This window comes from Streptomyces sp. NPDC040405, from assembly GCF_055595765.1.
This window is the reverse complement of the sequence record NZ_JBVIVI010000011.1, coordinates 45,975-68,901: the sequence shown is the minus strand read 5'-3', so window position 1 is coordinate 68,901 and position 22,927 is coordinate 45,975. Positions and strand designations below refer to the sequence as shown.

The window sequence follows — 22,927 nt, the reverse complement described above, 5'->3', positions numbered from 1 at the left end:
TCATTTATCCCCGGAATTCACGCCCCCGGGTCGCGCCCGGAAGCCGGGGTCAGCAGCTCAGGTTCGAGCCCGGGGTGGTGCCGAGTATCTGGACGAACCTCTGGTAGGCGTCGATCCGGCTCTGCACCTGGCCGGGGTTGCCCCCGTTGCACTCCAGGCTGCCGTTGATGCTGCGGATGGTCTCGCCGAAGCCGCGCTGGTTGACCATCGCGTTGTGCGGGGTCATGGTGCCCGGGCCGGTCTGGGTGTTCCAGTACCAGAGGGCGGTCTTCCAGGACACCGCGGCGTCGTTCTGCACCAGCCAGGGGTTGCCCAGCAGGTCGATGCCGAGGGCGTCGCCCGCGGCCTTGTAGTTGAAGTTCCAGCTGAGCTGGATCGGTCCGCGGCCGTAGTACGCCGCCTGGCCCGCGGGGCAGCCGTAGGGCCGGTTCCAGTCGCAGTAGTGCGGGTAGTTCGCCTGGTTCTGCTCGACGATGTGGACGAGACCGCCGGTCTCGTGGCTGACGTTGGCGAGGAAGGCCGCGGCCTCCTGCCGCTTCACGGTGTCGCTGCCGGTGTTCGCGAAGCCGGGGTAGGCGCTGAGGGCGGCGGTCAGGCCCTGGTAGCTGTAGAAGCCGTTCCGGTTCGGGAACATCTGGTTGAACTGCGCCTCGCTGACGACGAAGCCGGAGGTCCCGCCCCCGCCGCAGTCGTACGGCTCCCAGTACCAGGTGCTGATCACCGGGTCGTAGCCCGGATTGTCGTGCTCGGCCCGGTAGTACCTGCCGTCGGTGTACCGGACGATGTCACCGGTCACGTACCACTTGCCCGCGACCCAGTTCGGGTAGCTGCAGGCCGCGCGCGAGGCCGGGTCCGCCGTGCCCGCCGCATCCGCCGACGCGGAAGCCATGGGCATGCCAAACAATAAGGCGCACGCCGCCGCCAGTGCGGCGAACCACGCCATGGCGCGTCTTCTCCACATGGGACCACCCCAATTCTTGTGTTGTCGGAGGACACTCAATCGGCTTGGTCTATACCAGTCAAGGTCCAGACCAAGCCGATCTGGGGTGCGGGTGTCCGGCTCAGGTCTCGCGCTCCGGCACATAGGCCGCGGCATCCAGGCCGAAGGTCCAGGCCACGCCCTCGCGGGCGGTCAGGGTACGGGGCGGCACGCGCAGCCAGTACGTGCGGTGCGTACCGTCCGGCTCCGGCGTGGAGTTGACCACCTCGACCATCACCACCGGCTCGTCGTCGGCCAGGTTGACGCGCCACAGCACGCCGGTCTCGTCGCGGTGCACGGGCTCCGCCCCGGACTCGGCGAGATAGCGGTCGTAGCCGTAAGTCTCCAGCATCACCCGGCGCAGCTCCGCGTTCTCCTCCGCGCGGATCCGGTCCGGGGTCAGCGCGCCCAGCTGGCCGAGGAAGTCCGCGGGCACCGGCATACCGCGCCACGCGTACAGCGCGAAGCCGTCCGGGAAGGCCAGCGCGGGGCCGTCGCCGCGGTCGAGGCGGCCCGCCTCGTCGCGGTGCAGCTCGACCGGGCGCTCCGCGATCACCACGGCCTTCTCGTACGGCCACCACCACCCGGCGGCGCGGGCGACCGCGGCCGGTCCGGCGAGCCCGTCACCGGGACCGCCGGGAGCATCGGGCGGCCCGTCGGTGCTGTCGGGGCCTTCGGTACCGTCGGGGCCTTCGGTGACGGAGGCCAGCCAGGGCGCGTCATGCTGCCCCAGCACCGCGTCCAGCAGGGCGAGCCGGACGGCCGTCTCCCGGTCCGCCCGCTCCGCGCCCGTCCCCTCCGCCAGGGACTCGATGATCCCGGTGCGGATGCGCTCGGTCAGCCCCCGGGTGACGTCCCACAGCGGCGCCCCCGTGAGCGCCCAGCGCTGGGCCCACCCGGACGGGCCCAGCGCGGTGTGCGCCCGCTGCCGGGCGCGCGCCCAGGGGCGGGTGCGCACCGCCTCCCGCACCGAGCCGCCCGCGGCGCCCGCCACCGGCTCGATCCCGGCGGCCGCCAGCGCGTCGGCGGCCCGCTCGGCGGCCTCACCGGGCAGCCCCTCCGCCTGCCCGGTGAGCAGCAGCGCGACCGCCGCGCCCGCCAGCGGGGAGCCGGTCCACACGATCCGCTCCGGCGCCGCCAGCCCGGCGTCCTCGTACGCCAGCCGGATGCCCGCCTCGGCCGCCTCGCGGTCCGCGGGGCCGGTCGCCGCGGCCACCGCGCGCCAGTCGGTCGTCATCGGCGTTGTTGTCTTCATCGTCGTCATCCCGTTTCGTCCGCCGCCCTCAGTCCGCCGCCCTCAGTCCGCCACGACGCGCACGGCGCCCGGCACGTACTCCCGCTGGCGCACCACGCGGTACCACCCCTTGGGCAGCGGTATCGCCGCGTGTTCCTCGTGCACCACCCGCCCGCCGTCGGGGAGATGGAGATACGAGGCGCCGAACGGCCCCGACTCGCGCACCAGCGTGCCCGGCCCGACCACCGCGTGGGCGTGCCCGGTCACCTCGCCGAGCGCCAGCACCAGCCGCCCCCGGCCGTCCCGGGGCTGCCGCGGCAGCCCCTCGGCGCCCGGCGGCAGCGACTCCCGTGCCACCGGCACGATCAGGACGTCTCCCTGTCGGTACATGCGCTCCCCTTCCCCCGCGGCCCGCGTCGCAGGCGCAGCCGTCATCGGTCCACCGGCCGTCGCACGGCGGCCGGTCGATGGTCCTGACGGTACGCAGGGGGTCCGACAACGGCCGCCGGAGCGGCTGTCGGTGGGGCTTGGTACAACTCTTCGCACGCCCATCGGAATCCGGCACGTCCGATCGACACCAGCAGGAGAGCCCGCGCCATGTCCCACGCCGAATACCTGACGGAACTGCTCGGCCTTCCGGCCTTCGACTTCCCGCTGCCCGACGAGGACCCGCGGCTGCCCGCGGCGGAGGCCGCTGCCTGGCGCATCTCCTACAACCCCTACGACGACGAGTCGGACGAGGACTTCGAGGGCCGCTTCGAGCGGTTCCTGACCACGGTCGACGCCTCCCAGGTGCGGGCGCTGGTCATCGGTCAGTGGGGCGAGGCGTACGAGGACGACGCCGGGATGGTCATCGATCTGCTGGTGGCCGCCAAGGACCGGCTGACCTCCCTCGAAGCGGTCTTCATCGGCGATCTGGAGGCGGAGGACTCGGAGATCTCCTGGATCCAGCAGTCCGATGTGACACGGATTCTGGACGCCTTCCCCACGCTGCGGGAGCTGGGCGTCCGCGGCGGCAGCGGTCTGAGCTTCCCCGCCGTCAAGCACCAGCACCTGCGCAGGCTCCGCTTCGAGACCGGCGGGCTGCCCGGCGAGGTGGTGCGCGGCGTCGCCGAGAGCGAGCTGCCCGCCCTCGAATACCTGGAGATGTGGTTCGGCGTCGAGGGGTACGGAGGCGATGCCACCGTCGGCGACCTCGCCCCGCTGCTGTCCGGCGGCCGCTTCCCCGCGCTGCGCCATCTCGGCCTGCAGAACAGCGAGATCCAGGACGAGATCGCCGCCGCCGTCGCCGCCGCGCCGGTCGTGGCCCAGCTGACCTCCCTCGACCTGTCCATGGGCGTGCTCACCGACGAGGGCGCGGCGGCGCTGCTCGACGGCCAGCCGCTCACCCACCTGGCGCGGCTCGATCTGGACCACAACTACTTCTCGGAGTCGATGGAGCAGCGGCTGCGCGACGCGCTGGAGCCGTCCGGGGTGCAGGTCGCGCTGTCCGAGAAGGGCGACGAGGACGACGACGACGGCGAAGTGTTCCGCTACACGGCGGTCGCCGAGTGAGGGCCGCCGCACACCGGCCACGGACATCAGGACACATGGGCACGCGGTTCGCGGTCGTCGGCAATCCCGGCCATCGCCGGGTGGAGATGTTCACCGACGCCGCCCTGGCCGCCGGGCTGGCCGCGCCCCGGGTGCTGGCCTGGCGCGATGTGCTGTGCGGCGGTGCCGGGTTCGAGCCGGGCGAGACCGTGCGGATCGAGTCGCCCGGCGAGGACCACGAGGTGGACGAGCTGCTGCGGGGCGCCGGGGACCCGGCCCGGGTCGAGGGCACCGCCCGCTGGTACGCGCGGTTCACCGAGGCCGTACGGGCCGTCGCGAAGGCGGCGCACACGGCCGGCGCCACCCTGCTGGACGACCCGGGCGAGCTGGCCGTCCTGTTCGACAAGCGGCTGTGCCACGGGGTGCTGGACGCGGCGGGCGTCCCCGTGCCGTACTCGCCGACCTCCGGTCCGCAGGCGCCGCCGGTGCGCGGCTGGGACGATGTGCGGGCGGCGCTCGGCGCGGGCGGCATGCACCGTGCGTTCGTCAAGCTCGCGCACGGCTCGTCCGCCTCCGGTGTGCTCGCCGTCGAGTACGCGGGCCCGGGCCGCATCCGGGCCAGCACCTCGGTGGAGCGCGCGGAGGACGGCTCGCTCTTCAACTCGCTGCGGGTGCGGCGGTACGACCGGGAGCGGGAGATCGCCGCGATCGTGGACACGCTGGCCCCGGACGGGCTGCACATCGAGCGCTGGCTGCCCAAGGCGTCACAAGCCAAGCGCGCCGCCGATCTGCGGGTGGTGGTGATCGACGGCCGGGCGACCCACGCCGTCGTACGGACCAGCCGCTCCCCCATGACCAATCTCCACCTCGGGGGCGTGCGCGGCGATCTGGCCGCCGCCCGCGCGGCCGCGGAGGAGGCCGGGGTGGCGTGGAGCACCGTGCTGGGCACGGCGGAGCGGGCGGCGGCCTGCTTCCCGGACACCCTGTGCGTCGGGGTGGATCTGCTGCCCGGCACCGGGTGGCGGCGGTTCGCGGTCGGCGAGGTCAACGCGTTCGGCGATCTGCTGCCGCGGCTGACCGGGCTGCCCGGCAGCGGCGCCGAGGACCAGGACACGTACGCGGCGCAGGTCACCGCCGTGGTCCGCGCACACCGGGAGGAGGCCCAGCACGATGCCGCAGTCTGACCCGGTACTGGCCGAACCCGATATGAACGCGGTCGTGGGCAGCCACGATCTGCTGCTGGTCACCCTGGACACCCTGCGCTACGACGTCGCCGCCGAGCTCGCCGCCGCCGGCCGGATCCCGAACCTGACCGCCCGGATGCCGGGCGGGGCCTGGGAGGAGCGGCACGCTCCCGGCAGCTTCACCTACGCCTCCCACCAGGCCATGTTCGCCGGTTTTCTGCCCACCCCGGCCCGGCCGGGCCCGCACCGGCGGCTGTTCGCGGCGCGCTTCGCGGGCAGCGAGACCACGGCCGAGGGGACGTACGTCTACGACACCCCGGACCTGGTGACCGGGCTCGCGGCGGCCGGGTACCGCACGGTGTGCATCGGTGGCGTCGGCTTCTTCACCAAGCGGGGCCCGATGGGCTCGGTGCTGCCCGGCTACTTCCAGGAGAGCCACTGGGAGCCGGAGTTCGGCGTCCCCTCCCCCACCTCCTTCGAGGCGCAGATCGCCTGCGCCGAGCAGGTCATCGGGAATCTCACCCCGGACCGGCGGCTGTTCCTCTTCGTGAACGTGTCCGCGCTGCACCAGCCCAACTGGTTCCATCTGCCGGGCGCGACCCGCGACAGCGGTGACTCGCGCGCCTCCCACGCCGCCGCGCTGGAGTACGTCGACCGCCACATCGGCCGCCTCCTCACCGCGATGGGCGGCCGCGGCCCCGGCTTCGCGATCGTCTGCTCCGACCACGGCACGGCGTACGGCGAGGACGGCTACGCGGGCCACCGGCTCGGCCACGAGGCCGTCTGGACCGTGCCGTACACCCACTTCTTCCTTGGGACCCGATGAACACCGCCACCACCGCCCCGGCCCTCCGCCCGTACCAGAGTTACGTCTACGCCTACCCGCACAAGACCGCGTACCACCCGCTGACGGACCGGCCCGCGCTGCGCACGCTGTGGGCGGACGAGCCGAAGGACGCGCTGTCGCTGTATCTGCACATCCCGTTCTGCGAGGTGCGCTGCGGCTTCTGCAATCTCTTCACCCGGATCGGCGCCCCGGACGGCCTCACCACGGCGTATCTCGACGCGCTGGAGCGCCAGGCGGACGCGGTGTCCGAGGCGCTCGGGGACGGTGCCCGGTTCGCCGCCGCGGCCTTCGGCGGCGGCACTCCGACGTTTCTGGAGGCGGCCGAGCTGGAGCGGCTGTGCGACATCGCGGAGAAGCGGATGGGCGCGGAGCTGGCCGCCGTGCCGCTCTCCGTCGAGGCGTCCCCGGCCACCGCCACCGCCGACCGGCTCGCCGTGCTCGCCGCGCGCGGGACGACGCGGCTGAGCCTGGGCGTGCAGAGCTTCGTGGACGAGGAGGCCCGTTCGGCGGTCCGGCCGCAGCGCCGGGCCGATGTCGAGGCGGCGCTGTCCCGGATCCGCGAGGCGGGCATCCCCGTCCTCAACATCGACCTGATCTACGGCATCGACGGCCAGACCGAGCACAGCTGGCTGCGTTCCCTGGACGCGGCCCTCGCCTGGCGCCCCGAGGAGCTGTATCTCTATCCCCTCTACGTCCGCCCGCTGACCGGCCTCGGCCGCAAGGAGGCCGCCGAGACCGATGACGAGTGGGACGGGCGGCGGCTGCGGCTGTACCGGCTGGGCCGGGACCAGCTGCTCGCGCACGGCTACGAGCAGGTGTCGATGCGCATGTTCCGCCGTACGGGCGCGCCCGCGACCGGCGGCGAGGACCACGCCTGCCAGACGGACGGCATGATCGGCCTGGGCTGCGGCGCCCGCTCCTACACCTCCGGGCTGCACTACTCCTTCGACTACGCGGTCGACATGCGGGAGATACGCGGCATCATCGACGACTATGTGTCCCGCCCCGAGGCCGACTTCGCCCGCGCCGAGCACGGCCGGGCGATCACCGGCGACGAGGCCCGCCGCCGCCATCTGCTCCAGTCCGTCCTTCAGGCCGAGGGTCTGGAGGTGGCCGGCTACCGGGCCCGGTTCGGCGCCGATCCGGCCGAGGACTTCCCCGGGGAGCTGGCCCGGTTCGCCGCCCGCGGCTGGCTGGATCCGGCCGCGGAGCCCGGTCGGCTGAGGCTGTCGGCGGAGGGCCTGGCGCGCTCCGACGCGCTCGGCCCCGAGCTGTTCTCGCCCGCCGTGCGCGCCGCGATGGCCGCGTACGAGGCGAAGTGATCGCGGGGGCGGCGCTGTGGACCTGACGATCCTGTACCGGGGCCCGCTGGCCTCCTGCGACTACGACTGTCCGTACTGCCCGTTCGCCAAGCGGCGCGACAGCCGGGAGACCCTGCGCGCCGACCGGGCCGCGCTGGAGCGCTTCACGGCATGGGCCCGGGAGCAGCCGGGCGACCGGCTGTCGGTGCTGTTCACCCCGTGGGGCGAGGGGCTGACGCGCTCCTGGTACCGCCGTGCGCTCACCGAGCTGAGCCGTCTTCCGCACATCGAGCGGGTGGCGATCCAGACCAATCTGAGCTGCCGCACCGACTGGACGGCCGAGGCCGACCGCGACACGCTCGCGCTGTGGTGCACGTACCACCCGGGCCAGACGCCGTACGACCGGTTCCTGGCCAAGTGCCGGGAGCTGGCCGCGCGCGGGGTGCGCCACAGCGTGGGGATCGTCGGCCTTCCCGGCCATCTCGACCAGGCTCGCAGGCTCCGCGCCGAGCTGCCCGAGCAGGTCTATCTGTGGGTGAACGCGGCGGAGGGCCACACCTATTCGGACGCCGAGGCCGCCGACTGGACGGCGCTCGATCCGCTCTTCGGCTACAGCCGCCACCCCCACCGAAGCGCCGGTATGCCGTGCCGGACCGGCGCCTCGGTGATCTCGGTGGACGGTGACGGCACGGTGCGCCGCTGCCACTTCGTCCGCACCGAGCTGGGCAATCTGTACGACGGTTCCTACCGTGCGGCGCTGCGGCCCCGGGCCTGTCCGCTCGCCGTGTGCGACTGCCACATCGGCTACGTCCATCTGGAGTCGCTGCCGCTGTACGACGTGTTCGCGGGCGGGGTCCTGGAGCGGATCCCCGCCACGCCCGGTCAGGAGGTCTTGTGGCCCACTCCGCCGTAGACGCCGACGGACGCCAGCGCCGCCGCGTCGGGCGGCGGTCCGTCCGGGCGCCACAGCGGCGCCCGGACCAGCCCCGGTTCGAGCATCGTGAACCCGTCGAAGAACGGCACGATCTCGGCGTGGCGGCGCAGGCTCAGCTCGGCGGTGGACTTCCGGTACACCTCGTCGGCCACCCGGTCGGGCCCGTGGAAGTCCAGCGTGCCGTGGCTGATGACCAGACGGCTCGCCGGGGCCAGCGGTTCGGTCAGGGTGGCGATGATGCCCGCCGGATCCTCCGCGTCCGAGACGAAGTGGAGGACCGCGACCAGCAGCAGCGCCACGGGTTCGGTGAAGTCGATGCCGTCGCGTACGGCCGGGTGGGCCAGGATCTCGGCGGGTCTGCGCACGTCGGCCAGCGTGAAGTGGGTACCGGCTGTGCTGGTCAGCTTGGCGTCGGCGTGCGCGGCGACGATCGGGTCGTTGTCGATGTACACGACCCGGGTGTCCGGGGCGATCTCCCGGGCCACTTCATGGGTGTTGGGCGAGGTCGGTATGCCCGTCCCGATGTCGATGATCTGGCGTATGCCGCTCGCCACCGCCGTACGGACGGCGCGCAGCAGGAACGCGCGGTTGGCGCGGGCGCTGGCGAGGACGTCCGGCGACTGCCCGACGATGCGCTCGGCGGCCTCGCGGTCGATCTCGTAGTTGTCCTTTCCCCCCAGGTAGTAGTCGTACATCCGGGCCGGATGCGGTCTGCTGGTGTCGATGTCCTGGCCGGACACCCGCGAGCCGGAGACGCGGGATGCGGATAATCGCTGTCCCGGTAATCGCCGGTCGGGTAATCGCCGGTCGGGTAGTTCTTGGTCGGTCACACCATGTCCCCTTGTCACTCCCCGTCGTTCCCCCACGGTCGCGCGGGCGTCACAGAAGCAGGAAGTCGGCCTCTCCGGCCTTCGCCCCCTGGATGAAGCTCTTCATCTCCACGTTCGTGTAGATCAGAGCCGGTCCGTCCGGGTCGGTCGACTGGCGCAGTGCCACCCGGCCGTCCTTCAGCCTCATCGCCTCGACGCAGCTTCCCCCATTGCCACCGCTCCACGGCTTGTGCCAGCCCTCGGAACCGAGGTCCCTGGCCGGCATGCCGCTGTAGGCGCGGCTCCCGCATATGCGATCCATCGTTCAGATCTCCTTGCGAATGCCACTCAGAATGGCCTGAGTGGTCTGTGCAGGCGCGGCCTGCGCGCACATCCGGTCCAGGGCCTCCAGGAACGCCGAGACGTCATCGCGCTGGTCGAAGTAGGAGCCGCTCACGAGCGTCTCCGTATACGCGATATCGGGCAGCTCCGGGATCGGGAACCGGAAGATATGGAAGGGGCCGTACATCGCCGGGTGCGGACCGGCGTCGAACGGCATGACCTGCAGTCTGATCTGGGGTGAGTCGGCGACCTCGATGAGCCGGCCGATCTGGGCCCGCATGGTCTCGGGCCCGCCGATGGGACGGCGCAGCACCGTCTCGTCCATCACCACCCACAGCATCGGCGGCTCGGGGCGGCGCAGCAGGGCCTGCCGCTCCATCCGCAGCGCGACGTTGCGCTCGATCTCGCTCTCGGGGGCGTGCGCCATGCCCGCGCGGAGCACCGCGCGGGCGTAGTCCTCGGTCTGGAGGAGGCCGGGGATGTAATGCGGCTCGTAGGCGCGGATGAGGTTGGCTTCGACCTCAAGGCTCACGAACGTGTTGAACCAGTCGGGCAGAACGTCCCGGAACCGGTGCCACCAGCCGTTCTTGTTGGCCTCGCGCGCGAGGGAGAGGAATGCCTCGACCTCTTCGGGGTCGGTGACGCCGTACGTGCGCAGCAACTTCTCGACGTACGGGAGCTTCAGGCCGACCTCGGCCTTCTCCATGCGCCGGATCGTGGCATGGGTGACGTCCAGGGCCCGCCCGGCCTGCTCGAAGGACAGTCCGGACTTCTCGCGAAGGTCCTGGAGCCGCTTGCCGAGCACGACCCGCAGGACGGTCGGCGCACCGCCCGACCGCGCATCCGCCACTATCGTCCCCCTCCACTTACTGTCACAGCACAGCAGTCTGGCACGGGCTCAGCTTTCGGAACAGTCTGTCCTTCCGATTCTGTAATTTACAGACTGAACCTTGTCACAAGCGATCGTGACAGAGCATAGTGTCGGACGTGGCTCCTTCCTACGAGGCTCTCCGGTTAGGGCACAGCGGCTCGACAGTCGCTGCGTGCCTTCAGGACGCGTTTCGTCTCCCGGCGCTGAGCACGTCCGTCGCGGAGGCGAGAAGGCATGTCGTCCTGCGGCTGCGCTCGTGGGGTGTCGATCAGGACACCCGCGACAGCGCCGAATTGGTGGTCTCCGAGCTGTTCACCAACGCGGTCCGCCACACCTCCAGCGACGAGGTGCGCTGCTCACTGCAGCTCATGGGGACCCGGCTGCGCCTCGAGGTGGCCGACCAGGGCTGTGCGCGCACGGTGCCGCAGGCGCGGTCGTCGGTGAGCGTGGACCAGGAGGGCGGCCGCGGGCTGATGCTGGTCGAGGCCCTGTCCCAGGCATGGGGCGTACGGCCCCACACGGGCGGCGCGGGCCGCGCCGTATGGGCCTACCTGGCCTGAAGGACCGAGGGCCTGAGGAGCGAAGGGGCTACGGGGCCGGTTCAGGGACGGAGCGGCAGCAAGTCCGGGCGCTTGGGCTCCACATGGTCCCCCGAGGAGACCCCGCGCAGCCGCCGCCCGATCCAGGGCACCAGATACTCGCGCGCCCAGTGGATGTTGTCCCGCCGCACCTCGGCGGGGGTGCGCTGGCCGTCGTCCGGCCACGGCTGGTCGGGGTCGGCGGGCACTTCGAGACCGAGGACCTGGCCGGCGCGCAGCGCGACCCGGGTGTGCCCGTCGGGCGACAGATGGAGCCGGTCGTCGTCCCAGGCCCGCCGGTCCTGCACCGAGCGCAGCGACCACAGGTCGAGCACCGGGCAGTCGTAGCGGTCGGCGATCGCCCGCACATGTGCGGTGTACGTGGCGATCTTGCCCCGCAGATGGCGGAGCACCGGAATCCCGCGGGTGTCGAATCCCGTGCACAGCAGCACGGTGGGCACCCGCGACCTGAGGTCGGCGACGGCCGCCTCGTAGCGCCGGGCGACATCGTCGGGGTCGCTTCCGGGCCGCAGGATGTCGTTGCCGCCCGCGCAGAAGGTGACCAGGTCGGGACCGAGGTCGATCGCCCGCGGCACCTGCTCCTCGACGATCGGGTCCAGGAGCCGGCCGCGCACGGCGAGGTTGGCGTAGCGGAATTCGTGTTCGGGCCGCCGGTCGGAGAGCAGGACGGCGAGCCGGTCGGCCCAGCCGATGAAGACGCCGTCCGGGCCGGGATCGCCGACGCCCTCGGTGAAACTGTCCCCGATGGCTGCGTACGACCCGATCACGTCACTGTTGAGTCTTTGCGAATCGTCTGCCACATCCGGACATCATTCACCCCGGCACGTGACCTACGCCACCGTAACCAGCCCTTGACCAGGGGTGAGTTATCCCACCTGGTCAGTTCGGCGGAGGTGGAATACGGCGGCGGCCAGGTCGCCGCGCAGCCCGGTGCGCAAGCCCCGGTGGCCGAGCACCGCCCCGCGGTGGACGGTTCCGGTGGCCAGGTCCTCGTACGCGGAGGCCGGGTCGAGGCCGCGCAGCCGCAGCGGGGGCTGGGGTTCGCCGAAGCCCTGCGCGTGCAGCCACGCCAGCACCACGGTCTCCTCGCCGCGCACGTACTGCACCGCGCTGAGCCCGCCGCCGCCCGGCGGCCGCAGCCGGTACTGCTCACCGTGCTGGACGACGGGCCGGATCCGCTTGTAGAGCGCCACCCAGTCGCGGGCCTCGGTGAGTTCGGCCTCGCTCCACTTGGTCAGGTCGCCGCCGACGCCGAGCACCCCGGCCATCGCGCTGACGAAGCGGAAGCCGAGCCCGCTGGTGCGCTGGTTGCCCATGACGTTGGGGCTGTCGGTGACCCAGGCGGCCATCACCCGTGCCGGGTGCAGCTGGCTGAAGCCGTGCTGGATGGCGAGGCGGTCCAGCGGGTCGGTGTTGTCCGAGGTCCACACCTGGTCGGTGAGGCCGAGGATGCCCAGGTCGATCCGGCCGCCGCCGCCCGAGCAGGACTCGAAGGCGACCCCGGGGTGGGCGGCGCGCAGCCGCCCCAGCAGCTCGTACAGCCCGCGCACGTGCTCGACGCCCAGCCGCTGCGGATACGGGTCGCCGGGCCAGCCGGGGTCGGTGAAGGAGCGGTTGAAGTCCCACTTCACATAGTCGATGGGGGCGCTGCTCAGCAGGGTGTCCAGCCGTTCCCACAGATACGCGCGGACGTCGGGCCGGGCGAGGTTGAGCACCAGCTGGTTGCGGAACTCGGTGCGGGTGCGGCCGGGGTGGTGCTGCACCCAGTCGGGGTGGGCGCGGTAGAGGTCGCTGTCGGCGTTGACCATCTCCGGTTCGACCCAGATGCCGAACCGCATGCCCAGGCCGTGCACCTCGTCGGCGAGCGGCTTCAGCCCGTGCGGGAAGCGGTCCGGGTTGGGGGTCCAGTCGCCGAGCCCGGCCCGGTCGCTGGTGCGGGACCCGAACCAGCCGTCGTCCACGACGAACAGCTCGACGCCGAGACCGGCGGCGAGCCGGGCGAGGGAGCGCTGCTGCTCCTCGCTCACCTCGAACTCGGTGGCCTCCCAGGAGTTGTAGAGGACGGGCCGCTCCCGGTCGGCGCCGGGGATGACGTGGGCGAGCTGCCAGGCGTGCCATCCGCGGCTCGCGGCGCCGAAGCCGCGTTGAGTCCACAGACCCGCGAAGACGGGGGTGGTGAAGGACTCGCCGGGGGCGAGGAGCAGCAGTCCCGACTCGTCGTGACCGGCGCCGCCGACGGTCTGCGCGGTGCCGTCGGCGAGCTGCTGGACGGCGATCCGCCAGGACCCGGACCAGGCGAGCGCGCAGCTGTGCACCTCGCCGCTCTCCTCGGTGGCCGTGCCGTCGTCGAGCGCGACCCAGGGCAGCTGCTGGTGGCTGGTGTGGCCGCGGCGGCTGCCGATCACCTTCTCGCCGGGGGTGAGGTCGGTGCGGGCGATGCGGCTCTCGGCGGCCCACCGCCCGTACAGATGGCTCAGCCGCCGCCGGTCCGCGGTCGGCAGCGACCAGGCGGCGGAGTCGGCGCGCAGCAGCTCCAGCGGGGCGTCGTCCGGCGTGCCGGTGTGGGTGAGGGTGGTCCAGCGCTCGATGACGTCGCCGTCGTCCCGCATCCGGTAGTGGAGGGTGATGTCGAGGTGGTGGAGCGGGTCGTGGAAGCGCAGCCGCAGCTCGTCGCCGCTCACGGTGCTGTCTTCGAAGCGCCACTCGGTGCCGCGTACGCCCGCCGCGCGGACGGACAGGGCGGGGCGTACGAAGCGCGGGCCGCCCTCCACCGGATACTCCTCGCGCCCGTCCAGCGGCGATTCGAAACCGCGCTCGGCGGGCAGTGGTTCGGCGGCGAGGGCTTCGGCGTCCGGGACCGTGAGGCGCGGGCCCCAGTGGAGATGGAGCAGGGTGTCCTCGCCGGTGAGGTGCAGGGCGTAGCTGCTGTGTCGTCCCGAGAGCAGCCAGAGGCGACCGTTTCCGCCGATTTCAATCATCACACATCCCCAATTCCCCACAGGTAACAACATCATCGGGCAGGCCGCCCCGCACGGCAATGACCCCGCTCACGGTCCGAAGAACTGATTGCAGCAGGAACGCAATGTCGTATGGTCAGCAGAACCCGCCTCGTCGACGAGCGGCGCGGCGGCCGATCGTGAGGAGCGCCCGTGACGCAGCCGTCGCCGCAGGTCCCGCAGGCCGAACCCGAGCTCGTAGGGGTACGCAACTTCCGCGACGTCGGCGGTCTGCCGACCATCGACGGCCGTCGCGTACGGCCCGGCGTGCTGTTCCGCAGCGGCCACCTCGCCCATGCCACCGACAGCGACGCGGCCTTCCTCGACTCCCTCGGCCTGCACACGGTCTTCGACTTCCGCAACGCGGCCGACATCAAGCTGGAGGGCCCGGACGTCTCCCTCTCCGGCGTACGGAACGTGAACGTTCCGCTGTCCGACCCGGCCGACGGCGCCGGGTTCTGGACCATGGTGCGCGAGGGCGACCTCAACACCCTGCGCGAGCTGCTGGACGACGGGCGCGCCGAGCGGCGGATGATCAACGCGTACCGGGCCATCATCACCAGCCGCATCGTGGAGCACGGCCGGGTGCTCAGCGCCATGGCGGAGGACAGCTCCCCCGTGCTGATGCACTGTTCCGCGGGCAAGGACCGGGCCGGTCTCTCGGTCGCGGTGACCCTGCTCGCGCTCGGCGTCGAGCGGGAGGCCATCGAGGCCGACTATCTGGAGTCGGCCGCCGCCCACCGCCGCTACAAGATCTGGCGCAAGGGCAATCCCTCGGACGGGTCCGACCCCATGTCCCCCGAGGTGCTGGCGCTGCTGAGCCCGCTCTTCGACGCGCGCCCCGCCTATCTGACGGCGGCCTTCGAGACGATAGAGGAGACCTGGGGCGGCACCGACCGCTATCTCACCGAGGGCCTGGGGCTGACCGCCCCGCAGCGGACGCGGCTGCGGGACCGGCTGCTCACCGCCTGACGGACCCCGGTCAGCGCCCCGGAAGCCCCCACGGGCTGTCGGCCCCGGATTCGGGCTCGGTGACCCAGCCCGCCGTCAGCACCAGACCGCTGGCCCGGTGCACGGCCAGGAAGCCGAACGGGCGGTCGTAGGTGACCTTCACCAGCCTGGCCTTCTGCTGCGGCGGGCCCCCTCCCGGGGCGATGGCGAAGGCGGTCACGGCCGCCGCCCAGAAGCCCTCGGCGCTGAACGACGCGGTCATGGACTGCTGCCCCGAGGACAGCGCCAGCGGGCTCGGGCTGATCCCCGGGAAGTGGCCGCGGGCGGTGTCCTGCGCGGTGACCAGCCCGAACAGCTCCGCGTGCCGCAGCAGATCGTGCCGGGCGGTCACGGTGAACTGCGGGGCGGTGAGGACGAGCGACGGGGTGGTGTCCCAGCTCGTGGCCTCCATGACCGTGACGCCGGGCCCCGCCTCGCCCAGCTGCAGCGCCCAGCCTCCCGACCCCGGGTACCGTCCGGCCACCGCGCCGATCCCGGACTCCAGCACCTCGCCGCCCGGAACACCCTCGGCGCCGAGGACCAGATGCACATCGAGCCCGTTGTCGCCCGCTATCCCCGACAGGGTGAGCGGCCCGGCCGGGGTCTCGGGGACGACCCGCAGCACCCCGTCGAGGTCGCCGGTCGTCCGGCTCAGACCGGCCAGTGACCGGTCCCGCCACGGGCCGTCCTGCGGCTGCAGCCACCCCGGCTGGAACGGCTGCTGCCAGGCCGTCTTCACCGTGAGCGCCCCGGCCAGCACCAGCTGGGTGGTGGGCGTCAGCGGCACCGGCATCTCGGCGATCGCGCCCCCGGTGCACCGGGAGGCCCACGCGTCCAGCTCCTTGCCGTCGCGCTCGCTGTCGCCGGTCAGCACCCCGCGTACGCCCCGCGGAAGCTCCGCCTCCCACTCGGGCCGCACCGGCAGGTCGTGACGGGTCCACAGCCCGGTGGCGGCCGCCACGCCGTCCATCGTGTCCATCGCCTCGACGGCCTCGCGGCCGAGCGCCGTGGCGCCGTCCGCGCCGACACCGAGCGCGTCCGCCAGCTCGCCCCGGGCCGGGCCGTCGGCCGCGCCCGCGAGCAGGGCGAGCAGCGGCCAGGCCCCGGCGCCGGTGAGGACGGTGGACTCCGCGCCGCTCACGGCGGCCCGCGCCCATCGTCCGGTCAGCGCGTTGACGGCCTCCGCGGCGGTCGCTTCGGTCATTGCCGGTCCCCCAACTGGTCAGCGGTTGGCCACCGCCTGCTTGACGAGAGTCCGGCCGAACTCCCACATCAGGCCGCCGCCCCCGTGTGCGTCGTCCATGACCGCTGTGAACGCCTCGACGAAGCGGTCCACTTCCCGCTCGCCGATGATCAACGGCGGGATCAGCTTAATGACCTCCAGATGGTCGCCGGAGACCTGGGTGAGGATGCGATGGCGCTGGAGCAGCGGTGCCACGACCATCTGCGCGAACAGGCCCTTGCGCGCGGTCTGGAGCATCGCCCAGCGGCTGCGCAGCCCGAGCGAGGACGGCTTGCCGAACTCGATGCCGATCATCAGCCCGCGGCCGCGTACGTCGTGCAGCAGCTCGTAGCGGTCGATGAGCGCGGTGAGCCGGTCGCGCAGCAGCTCGCCGGTGCGGCGGGCGCCTCCGACGATCTGCTCGTCCTCCATGACGGCGAGGACGGCCAGCCCCGCCGCCATGGCCTGGGCGTTGGCCCCGAAGCTCGCCGAGTGCACCAGCACCCGGTCCATGGAGGAGTAGACCCGCTTGAAGATCCAGTCCTTGCCGAGGGTCGCGCCGACCGGCACATAGCCACCGGACAGCGCCTTGGCCACGCACACCAGGTCCGGTTCGACGCCGTCCTCATGGCTGTAGGCGAAGAAGTCCCCGGTGCGGCCGAGCCCCGTCTGCACCTCGTCGGCGATGAGCAGCGCCTTGTGGCGGCGCAGCAGCTCCTGCGCGGCCCGCAGAAAGCCCGGCGGCGCCTCACGCACCCCCTTGCCCTGGATCGGTTCGACCACGAACCCGGCGACGTCCCCGCGCTTCAGCTCCCGCTCCAGCGCGGCCAGGTCGCCCATCGCGATGGCGGTGTCGGGCAGCAGCGGTGCGAAGCCGTCGCGGAAGCCGTCCTCGCCGTTGACCGACAGCGAGCCGGTGGTGAGCCCGTGGAAGGCGTGCTCGCAGTAGAGGACGCGCGGCTTGCGGGTCGCGTAGCGGGCGAACTTGAGCGCGGTCTCGACGGCCTCCGTACCGCTGTTGCCGAAGAAGACCCGGTCCAGATGCGGGGCGTGGCCGAGCAGCTTCTCGGCGAGCAGCCCGGGCAGCGGCTGGCAGTCGAAGCGGGTCAGATCGGCGAGCGAGGCGTCCAGGACGTCATGCAGCGCCTTGCGGACGACGGGGTGATGGCGCCCCAGGCCCATCACCCCGAAACCGGCGAGCATGTCCAGGTAGTCCTGGCCCTCGTCGTCCCAGAAGTACGCGCCCTCGGCCCGCTCGTAGATCTTGTCGAAGCCGATGGTGTGCAGCATCCGCGGCAGTTGGTGGTTGAGGTACCGGGTGTGCAGGTCATAGCGCTCGGAGCCGCGCCCGGCCAGGAGCGTGCCCAGGTCGAAGCCCGAGCGCTGCTCGGCTGCTGTCATGCGTCCCTCTCCTTGGCGGCGGCCTCCGCGGCGGCGGCGCGCCCGTCGGCACGGGTGAGGGCCGCACCGATCCGGCCCGCGATCTCGGCGGGGGTGAGCCCGATGTCGGCGAGCACCTCGCCGCGCTTGGCGTGCGGCAGGAACGCCTCGGGGATACCGAAGGTCCGCAGCGGCAGGTCGACCCCGGCGTCCCGCAGCGCCTGGCCGATGGCCGCGCCCACTCCGGCGCTGCGCACGTTGTCCTCGACGACGGCCACCGCGCGGTGGCGGGCCGCGAGCGCGGGCAGTCCGGGGTCGACGGGCTTGAGCCAGCGCGGGTCGACCACGGTGCAGCCGATGCCGCGCTCGGACAGCAGCTCGGCGGCGCGCAGGCCCACCGGCGCCATGACCCCGGCGACCACGAGCAGCACGTCGTCGCCGTCGCCGCGGCGCAGGACGTCCATGCCGCCGATCCGCTCGACGGCCGGGATGGGCGGCCCCACCGACTCCTTGGGGAAGCGGACGACGGTCGGCGCGTCGTCCACGTCGATCGCCTCCCTCAGCTGGGCGCGCAGCTGGTCCGCGTCGCGCGGGGCGGCGATCCGCAGGCCCGGCACCACCTGGAGGACGGACATGTCCCACATGCCGTTGTGGCTGGCCCCGTCAGTGCCGGTGACTCCGGCGCGGTCGAGGACGAACGTCACCCCGCATTTGTGCAGGGCGACGTCCATCAGCAGCTGGTCGAAGGCGCGGTTGAGGAAGGTCGCGTAGACGGCGAAGACCGGGTGCAGCCCGCCGGTGGCGAGCCCGGCCGCCGAGACCGCGGCGTGCTGCTCGGCGATGCCGACGTCCCACACCCGGTCCGGGTACGCCTCGGCGAAGCCCGCGAGGCCGACGGGATCGAGCATCGCGGCGGTGAGCGCCACCACGTCGGGCCGCTCGGCCCCGATCCGCACCATCTCCTCGCCGAACACCGACGTCCACGACCGGCCGCCGGAGGGGATGAGGGGTGCGCAGGTGAGCGGGTCCATCGCGGCGACGGTGTGGAAGCGGTCGGCCTCGTCCTCCAGGGCGGGCCGGTAGCCGCGCCCCTTCTCGGTGAGGCAGTGGACGAGGACGGGGCCGTGGAACCGCTTGGCGCGGCGCAGCGCCCCCTCGACGGCCTCCGTGTCGTGGCCGTCGATCGGGCCCACGTACTTCAGCCCCAGGTCCTCGAACATGCCCTGCGGCGCGAAGGTCTCCTTGAACCCCTTCTTCGCGCCGTGCAGCGATCCGTACAGCGGCTGTCCGACGACGGGGGTGCGCTGGAGGACGTCCTTGCCCCAGGCGAGGAAGCGTTCGTAGCCGTCGGTGGTGCGGAGGGTGGCGAGGTGCCCGGCGAGGCCGCCGATGGTGGGCGCGTAGGAGCGTTCGTTGTCGTTGACGACGATGATCAGCGGGCGGTCGCGGGCGGCGGCGATGTTGTTGAGCGCCTCCCAGGCCATGCCGCCGGTGAGCGCGCCGTCGCCGATGACCGCGACCACATGGTCGGTGCGGCCGCGGATCTCGTTGGCCTTGGCGAGGCCGTCGGCCCAGCCGAGCACGGTGGAGGCATGGCTGTTCTCGATGACGTCGTGGCTTGACTCGGCGCGCGACGGATAGCCGGAGAGGCCGCCCTTGCCGCGGAGCTTGGAGAAGTCCTGGCGGCCGGTGAGCAGCTTGTGGACGTAACTCTGGTGGCCGGTGTCCCACAGGATGCGGTCCACCGGCGAGTCGAAGACGCGGTGCAGGGCTATGGACAGCTCGACGACGCCCAGGTTGGGGCCCAGATGGCCGCCGGTCCTGGCCACCGCGGTGATCAGGAACTCCCTGATCTCCTGGGCGAGTGCGGCAAGCTCCTCCCTGGTCAGCGCCTTGAGGTCGTGCGGGCCCCGGATGTTCTCCAGCAGCGGCATGCTCGGTTCCCCTCCTCGGTGGATCAGCCCGTGGCGGTCTCGCGGGCCGCGCGCAGCGACTCCTTGAGCGAGCCCATGGTGGCCAGGACGGCCGTGGGCTCGTAGCCGCAGTGGGCCATGCAGTTGTCGCAGCGCGGGTCCTTGCCCCGGCCGTACTTGTCCCAGTCGGTCTCCTCGACCAGCTGGCGGTAGGTGGGCACGTACCCGTCGCTCATCAGGTAGCAGGGCCGCTGCCAGCCGAAGAGCGAGTAGTTGGGGATGCCCCAGGCGGTGCACGGGAAGTCGGTCCTGCCCTCCAGGAAGTCCAGGAAGAGCGGGCTGTGGTTGAGCCGCCAGCGCCTGCGGTTGCCGCCCGCGAACGCCTTCCGGAACAGCTCGCGGGTCTGCTCGACGCCCAGGAAGTGCTCCTGGTCGGGTGCCTTCTCGTAGGCGTAGGCGGGCGAGATCATCATCTCGTCCACCTGAAGCTCGTCATTGAGGAAGTCGAGCACCTCGATGATGGTCTGCGGGGTGTCGGTGTTGAAGAAGGTGGAGTTCGTGGTGACCCGGAAGCCACGCCGCTTGGCCTCCTTGATCGCCGCCACGGCCTCGTCGAACACCCCCTCCTTCGCCACCGATTCGTCGTGCCGCTCGCGCAGCCCGTCGATGTGCACGGCGAACGCGAAGTACGGCGAGGGCGTGAACTTGTCCATCTTCTTCCGCAGCAGCATCGCGTTGGTGCACAGGAAGACGTACTTCTTCCGCTGCACCAGCTGCCGGACGATCTCGTCGATCTGCGGATGCATCAGCGGCTCACCGCCCGCGATGGAGACCATCGGCGCGCCCGACTCCAGCACCGCGCCGACCGCCTGCGCCACCGGCATGCGCTGCTTGAGCACCCCCGCCGGATGCTGGATCTTGCCGCAGCCCTCGCACTTGAGATTGCACGCGAACAGCGGCTCCAACTCCACGATCAGCGGGAACTTGTCCCGCCGCTTGATCACCTTCTGGTCAAAGAGATACGTCGCGACCCGGATGGTCTGGCGGAGCGGCATGGCCATCTAGCTCACCTCCTGGGAGTAGAGAAGAACGGTGCCAGTCGAAGAAAGCGGGAAGAACAGTTCGTAGTACCCGGAAAGCCGATATTCCACCGCGCAGTGTCCCGATGCGGACCAGCTCATGTTCAGGAGCGTCCACGATCACCCGAACGGCCGCAACAGGGCGTGCGCCGCCGCGCACCGCGCTGCGCAGGGTGGCGGCGGACTCCATGTCCACCGCGATGGCCCCGGTGGCGTGCAGCTCGGCCCGCTCCGCGCCCCGCACCACATGGTTCGAGCCGACGACGGGGCCGATATGGACGGTGCGCCCGGCGCCGCCGCGGGCCCGCCGGGCATGGCGGGCCAGCGCCTCGGCGAGGATCCGGCTGCCGTGGCACGGGGTGTGACCGGCCGGACCGCGGGTCTCGTCGGCCACCACCAGGTCCCCCGGGTGCATCCCCGGCGCCAGCCCGGCGCAGAAACCGGTGGCGACGACGGCGGTGGGAACGTACGGGAGGACCGCCCCGGTCCGGCCCGCCCCCTCGGCCAGCGCACGGCTCACCGCCCGCTCGGCCGCCTGCGGCCCCATGCCGGTACGCAGCACCGTCACCGGACCGGCGGCGCCGCCGGGACCGGCCCCCCGCAGCGCGAACCGCTCGATGCCGAGCGCGCAGGCGATCAGCAGCGGGGCACCGCCGGTGTCCGGGGCCGGTTCCCGGGCCGGTTGCGGGGACATCAGCTCCTCCGCGGCCGCGCCCCGGTGGCCTCACCGCTCACATAGCGCCCGAGCGCGGTGAGCGGGAAGACCAGCCGGTACAGGTGGTAGTTGATGGAGAAGTCCCAGGGGAAGCCGGTGCCGGTGAAGTACGGCTCGTCCCAGGAACCTTCCTCGTCCTGCGTGGCGGCGAGCCAGCCGACCGCGCGCTCGACCGCCTTGCTCTCCCGCTCCCCCGCCGCCAGCAGCGCCAGCAGCGCCCACGCGGTCTGCGAGGCGGTGGAGGCGCCGCGCCCCCGCCACTCGGGGTCCGGATACGAGCGCTGGTCCTCGCCCCAGCCGCCGTCCTCGTTCTGCACGCTCTCCAGCCAGCGCACGGCCCGGCGGACGGCCGGGTGGAAGGCCGGGATCCCGGCGGCGACCAGGGCGGGGACGACGGAGCCGGTCCCGTACACATAGTTGGTGCCCCAGCGGCCGAACCAGGCGCCGCTGGGCTCCTGCTCGGCCAGCAGCCAGCGAACCGCACGCCGGGTACGCGGGTCACGGGCGCCGCCCTCGTGGGCCAGCATCTCCACGACATGGGCGGTGACGTCGGCCGACGGCGGATCGATGACCTCGCCGAAGTCGCAGAACGGCAGCCGGTTGGGCAGCGGGCTGGTGTTGTCGGCGTCGAAGGCGCCCCACGCCCCGTTCCGGGACTGCATGCCGAGCGTCCAGCGCACCCCGCGCTTCACGGCCGCCCCGAGCCGCTCCGGCCGGGGGTGGTCGACGCGGCGCAGCGCGAGGATGACCTCGGCGGTGTCGTCGATGTCGGGGTAGTTGTCGTTGTGAAACTCGAACGCCCAGCCGCCGGAGGCCAGCCGGGGCCGCTTGACCGACCAGTCGCCGGGCCGGTCGATCTGCTCGGCGAGCATCCAGTCGGCGCTTTTGACCAGGGCCGGATGGTCGGGGGCGAGCCCGGCGTCGGCGAGCGCGATGACGGCCAGACAGGTGTCCCAGACCGGGGACTGACACGCCTCGATCATGCGGCTGCCGTCCTCGCGCCAGACGGCGAAGCGGTCCAGCGAGTCGAGCCCGGCGCGCATCACCGGGTGGTCGAGGTCGTAGCCGAGGAGGTGGAGCGCGATCACGGAGTAGACGGCGGGCGGCTGGATCCCGCCCCAGCAGCCGTCGTTCTCCTGCCGCTCCACGATCCAGCGGGCGCAGGAGCGCAGCGCCGCCCGGCGCAGCGGGCGCACGGCCACCTTGCGGTAGAGGTGCAGGGCCCGGTCCAGCCGCTGGAAGGCGCCGTCCCAGGAGGCGAGGGGGGAGACCGGGCGCGGCGGACGGGGTCTTCGCGGGTCGGCCTGCAGTTCGTCGAGGGAGAACGGGGCGGGGCGCACCGGGCGCTTCGCGGAGACGACGGTGAGCGGCACGATGGTCTGCCGCGCCCAGCAGCCGAAGTCGTAGAGGTTGAGCGGCAGCCAGCTCGGAAAGTAGATGATCTCCGGCGGCAGCTCGGGCAGGTCCTCCCAGCGCCACCAGCCGAAGAGCGCCAGCCAGATGCGGGTGAAGACCCTGCTGTTCGGCACGCCGCCCTGGTCCCGCACCCACGCCGAGGCGGCCGCCATGTGGGGTGCGTCGGGCGCGTCACCGGCCAGCCGGAGGGCGACGTACGCCTCGATCGTGGCGGACAGGTCCGGCGGGCCGCCGTGGAAGGTGACCCAGGTGCCGTCCGCGTTCTGCCGCGCGCGGATGTGGCGGCCCGCGGCGTCGAGCACGTCGGGGGTCTGGATGCCCAGGAACTGCCGGAGCATCAGGTCCTCGGCGTCCATGGTGACGTTGGTCTCCAGGTCGCCCTTCCACCAGCCCTGCTCGTCCTGGCGGGAGAGCAGCTGCCGGACCGCGCGGGCCGTCGCCTCACGGGCGAGCACTAACGTCTTGGACTCGGATGACTCGGACGGTTGGACGGTTGTCGCTGTCATGGCTTCCCCTCTGCAGTGTGATCTGCCGTCGTTGGGGCCTCCGTCGGCCGGCACCGGGCTGGTGCCGGCCGGCGACT

At 72.3% G+C, this 22,927-nt stretch carries 21 protein-coding genes; 7 read left to right on the top strand and 14 right to left on the bottom strand.

Annotation, left to right across the window (positions count from 1 at the left end; translation table 11 throughout):
- Window positions 1-49 precede the first annotated feature (49 nt).
- From ACZ59A_RS34980 to ACZ59A_RS34970, 3 genes are all read right to left on the bottom strand, one after another.
- Window positions 50-961, bottom strand: coding sequence for a glycoside hydrolase family 19 protein (locus ACZ59A_RS34980; RefSeq protein ID WP_470967230.1), 912 nt, complete (start codon window positions 959-961; stop codon window positions 50-52).
- Between the two features lie 100 nt (window positions 962-1,061).
- The gene (locus ACZ59A_RS34975) at window positions 1,062-2,216 is read right to left on the bottom strand and encodes a DUF6745 domain-containing protein (protein ID WP_470967228.1); all 1,155 of its coding nucleotides are present in this window, start codon (window positions 2,214-2,216) and stop codon (window positions 1,062-1,064) included.
- A 60-nt stretch (window positions 2,217-2,276) separates the two neighbouring features.
- Complete coding sequence (locus ACZ59A_RS34970) at window positions 2,277-2,603, bottom strand: hypothetical protein (RefSeq protein WP_468046291.1); 327 nt, start codon at window positions 2,601-2,603, stop codon at window positions 2,277-2,279.
- 207 nt (window positions 2,604-2,810) lie between these two features.
- On the opposite strand from ACZ59A_RS34970, the gene ACZ59A_RS34965 reads away from it, so the two are divergent.
- From ACZ59A_RS34965 to ACZ59A_RS34945, 5 genes are read left to right on the top strand one after another with little or no spacing between them, the layout of a single operon-like run.
- Window positions 2,811-3,767 carry an STM4015 family protein gene (locus ACZ59A_RS34965; protein WP_470967225.1) on the top strand — a complete coding sequence of 319 codons (957 nt, stop codon included), beginning with the start codon at window positions 2,811-2,813 and terminating at the stop codon, window positions 3,765-3,767.
- A gap of 35 nt (window positions 3,768-3,802) precedes the next feature.
- Entirely contained in the window at window positions 3,803-4,930 is a 1,128-nt protein-coding gene (locus tag ACZ59A_RS34960) for an STM4014 family protein (protein ID WP_470967223.1), read from the top strand.
- A 22-nt stretch (window positions 4,931-4,952) separates the two neighbouring features.
- Window positions 4,953-5,756, top strand: a complete 804-nt coding sequence (locus ACZ59A_RS34955; protein ID WP_470967677.1) for an STM4013/SEN3800 family hydrolase — start codon at window positions 4,953-4,955, stop codon at window positions 5,754-5,756.
- Window positions 5,753-7,099, top strand: coding sequence for an STM4012 family radical SAM protein (locus tag ACZ59A_RS34950; protein WP_470967220.1), 1,347 nt, complete (start codon window positions 5,753-5,755; stop codon window positions 7,097-7,099). Before ACZ59A_RS34955 ends, ACZ59A_RS34950 begins: the two co-directional genes overlap by 4 nt.
- Before the next feature lie 16 nt (window positions 7,100-7,115).
- Window positions 7,116-7,991: an STM4011 family radical SAM protein gene (locus ACZ59A_RS34945; protein WP_470967217.1), complete on the top strand. Its 876-nt coding sequence runs from the start codon at window positions 7,116-7,118 to the stop codon at window positions 7,989-7,991.
- Here ACZ59A_RS34945 and ACZ59A_RS34940 read toward each other — a convergent pair.
- The 3 genes from ACZ59A_RS34940 to ACZ59A_RS34930 all read right to left on the bottom strand — a co-directional run bounded on the left by ACZ59A_RS34940 (window position 7,961) and on the right by ACZ59A_RS34930 (window position 10,013).
- Window positions 7,961-8,707, bottom strand: coding sequence for an SAM-dependent methyltransferase (locus tag ACZ59A_RS34940; RefSeq protein WP_470967674.1), 747 nt, complete (start codon window positions 8,705-8,707; stop codon window positions 7,961-7,963). The two genes, ACZ59A_RS34945 and ACZ59A_RS34940, sit on opposite strands and share 31 nt — an antisense overlap.
- Window positions 8,708-8,891: 184 nt before the next feature.
- Window positions 8,892-9,143 (bottom strand): DUF397 domain-containing protein, encoded by a 252-nt coding sequence (locus ACZ59A_RS34935; protein WP_468046281.1) that lies wholly within the window; start codon window positions 9,141-9,143, stop codon window positions 8,892-8,894.
- Window positions 9,144-9,146: 3 nt separating this feature from the next.
- Window positions 9,147-10,013 carry a helix-turn-helix domain-containing protein gene (locus tag ACZ59A_RS34930; RefSeq protein ID WP_468046279.1) on the bottom strand — a complete coding sequence of 289 codons (867 nt, stop codon included), beginning with the start codon at window positions 10,011-10,013 and terminating at the stop codon, window positions 9,147-9,149.
- Between the two features lie 137 nt (window positions 10,014-10,150).
- Between ACZ59A_RS34930 and ACZ59A_RS34925 the strand changes: the two genes are divergently transcribed.
- Window positions 10,151-10,594 (top strand): ATP-binding protein, encoded by a 444-nt coding sequence (locus ACZ59A_RS34925; RefSeq protein ID WP_234364982.1) that lies wholly within the window; start codon window positions 10,151-10,153, stop codon window positions 10,592-10,594.
- Window positions 10,595-10,635: 41 nt separating this feature from the next.
- Here the strand turns inward: ACZ59A_RS34925 and ACZ59A_RS34920 are convergent, their stop codons facing one another.
- Together ACZ59A_RS34920 and ACZ59A_RS34915 are read right to left on the bottom strand one after the other, a co-directional pair.
- Window positions 10,636-11,433, bottom strand: a complete 798-nt coding sequence (locus ACZ59A_RS34920; protein ID WP_468046276.1) for an SGNH/GDSL hydrolase family protein — start codon at window positions 11,431-11,433, stop codon at window positions 10,636-10,638.
- A gap of 66 nt (window positions 11,434-11,499) precedes the next feature.
- A complete protein-coding gene (locus ACZ59A_RS34915; protein WP_470967213.1) occupies window positions 11,500-13,611 on the bottom strand; it encodes an alpha-galactosidase in 2,112 nt (703 codons plus the stop codon).
- Window positions 13,612-13,782: 171 nt separating this feature from the next.
- On the opposite strand from ACZ59A_RS34915, the gene ACZ59A_RS34910 reads away from it, so the two are divergent.
- Window positions 13,783-14,601 carry a tyrosine-protein phosphatase gene (locus tag ACZ59A_RS34910; RefSeq protein WP_470967211.1) on the top strand — a complete coding sequence of 273 codons (819 nt, stop codon included), beginning with the start codon at window positions 13,783-13,785 and terminating at the stop codon, window positions 14,599-14,601.
- Between the two features lie 10 nt (window positions 14,602-14,611).
- Here ACZ59A_RS34910 and ACZ59A_RS34905 read toward each other — a convergent pair whose 3' ends face one another.
- Genes ACZ59A_RS34905 through shc form a run of 6 tightly spaced genes read right to left on the bottom strand, consistent with a single transcriptional unit; the run spans window position 14,612 to window position 22,850 of the window.
- Window positions 14,612-15,823: a serpin family protein gene (locus ACZ59A_RS34905; RefSeq protein WP_470967208.1), complete on the bottom strand. Its 1,212-nt coding sequence runs from the start codon at window positions 15,821-15,823 to the stop codon at window positions 14,612-14,614.
- A gap of 18 nt (window positions 15,824-15,841) precedes the next feature.
- Window positions 15,842-17,242 (bottom strand): aspartate aminotransferase family protein, encoded by a 1,401-nt coding sequence (locus tag ACZ59A_RS34900; RefSeq protein WP_470967206.1) that lies wholly within the window; start codon window positions 17,240-17,242, stop codon window positions 15,842-15,844.
- Window positions 17,239-19,155, bottom strand: a complete 1,917-nt coding sequence (gene dxs / locus ACZ59A_RS34895) for a 1-deoxy-D-xylulose-5-phosphate synthase (protein ID WP_470967203.1) — start codon at window positions 19,153-19,155, stop codon at window positions 17,239-17,241. Before dxs ends, ACZ59A_RS34900 begins: the two co-directional genes overlap by 4 nt.
- Window positions 19,156-19,178: 23 nt before the next feature.
- Window positions 19,179-20,195, bottom strand: coding sequence for an adenosyl-hopene transferase HpnH (gene hpnH, locus ACZ59A_RS34890; protein ID WP_468046264.1), 1,017 nt, complete (start codon window positions 20,193-20,195; stop codon window positions 19,179-19,181).
- The gene (locus tag ACZ59A_RS34885; RefSeq protein ID WP_470967200.1) at window positions 20,146-20,907 is read right to left on the bottom strand and encodes a phosphorylase family protein; all 762 of its coding nucleotides are present in this window, start codon (window positions 20,905-20,907) and stop codon (window positions 20,146-20,148) included. Before ACZ59A_RS34885 ends, hpnH begins: the two co-directional genes overlap by 50 nt.
- A complete protein-coding gene (gene shc / locus ACZ59A_RS34880; RefSeq protein WP_470967197.1) occupies window positions 20,907-22,850 on the bottom strand; it encodes a squalene--hopene cyclase in 1,944 nt (647 codons plus the stop codon). The genes ACZ59A_RS34885 and shc overlap by 1 nt, the downstream gene beginning before the upstream one ends.
- Between the last annotated feature and the right edge of the window lie 77 nt (window positions 22,851-22,927).

Coding starts and splice junctions, on each gene's coding strand:
- ACZ59A_RS34970 (WP_468046291.1), bottom strand. CDS start 2,603: ATGTACCGACAGGGAGACGTCCTGATCGTGCCGGTGGCACGGGAGTCG.
- ACZ59A_RS34885 (WP_470967200.1), bottom strand. CDS start 20,907: ATGTCCCCGCAACCGGCCCGGGAACCGGCCCCGGACACCGGCGGTGCC.
- ACZ59A_RS34955 (WP_470967677.1), top strand. CDS start 4,953: ATGAACGCGGTCGTGGGCAGCCACGATCTGCTGCTGGTCACCCTGGAC.
- ACZ59A_RS34965 (WP_470967225.1), top strand. CDS start 2,811: ATGTCCCACGCCGAATACCTGACGGAACTGCTCGGCCTTCCGGCCTTC.
- ACZ59A_RS34960 (WP_470967223.1), top strand. CDS start 3,803: ATGGGCACGCGGTTCGCGGTCGTCGGCAATCCCGGCCATCGCCGGGTG.
- ACZ59A_RS34940 (WP_470967674.1), bottom strand. CDS start 8,707: ATGTACGACTACTACCTGGGGGGAAAGGACAACTACGAGATCGACCGC.
- ACZ59A_RS34915 (WP_470967213.1), bottom strand. CDS start 13,611: ATGATTGAAATCGGCGGAAACGGTCGCCTCTGGCTGCTCTCGGGACGA.
- ACZ59A_RS34905 (WP_470967208.1), bottom strand. CDS start 15,823: ATGACCGAAGCGACCGCCGCGGAGGCCGTCAACGCGCTGACCGGACGA.
- ACZ59A_RS34900 (WP_470967206.1), bottom strand. CDS start 17,242: ATGACAGCAGCCGAGCAGCGCTCGGGCTTCGACCTGGGCACGCTCCTG.
- shc (WP_470967197.1), bottom strand. CDS start 22,850: ATGACAGCGACAACCGTCCAACCGTCCGAGTCATCCGAGTCCAAGACG.
- ACZ59A_RS34980 (WP_470967230.1), bottom strand. CDS start 961: ATGTGGAGAAGACGCGCCATGGCGTGGTTCGCCGCACTGGCGGCGGCG.
- hpnH (WP_468046264.1), bottom strand. CDS start 20,195: ATGGCCATGCCGCTCCGCCAGACCATCCGGGTCGCGACGTATCTCTTT.
- dxs (WP_470967203.1), bottom strand. CDS start 19,155: ATGCCGCTGCTGGAGAACATCCGGGGCCCGCACGACCTCAAGGCGCTG.
- ACZ59A_RS34935 (WP_468046281.1), bottom strand. CDS start 9,143: ATGGATCGCATATGCGGGAGCCGCGCCTACAGCGGCATGCCGGCCAGG.
- ACZ59A_RS34950 (WP_470967220.1), top strand. CDS start 5,753: ATGAACACCGCCACCACCGCCCCGGCCCTCCGCCCGTACCAGAGTTAC.
- ACZ59A_RS34975 (WP_470967228.1), bottom strand. CDS start 2,216: ATGACGACCGACTGGCGCGCGGTGGCCGCGGCGACCGGCCCCGCGGAC.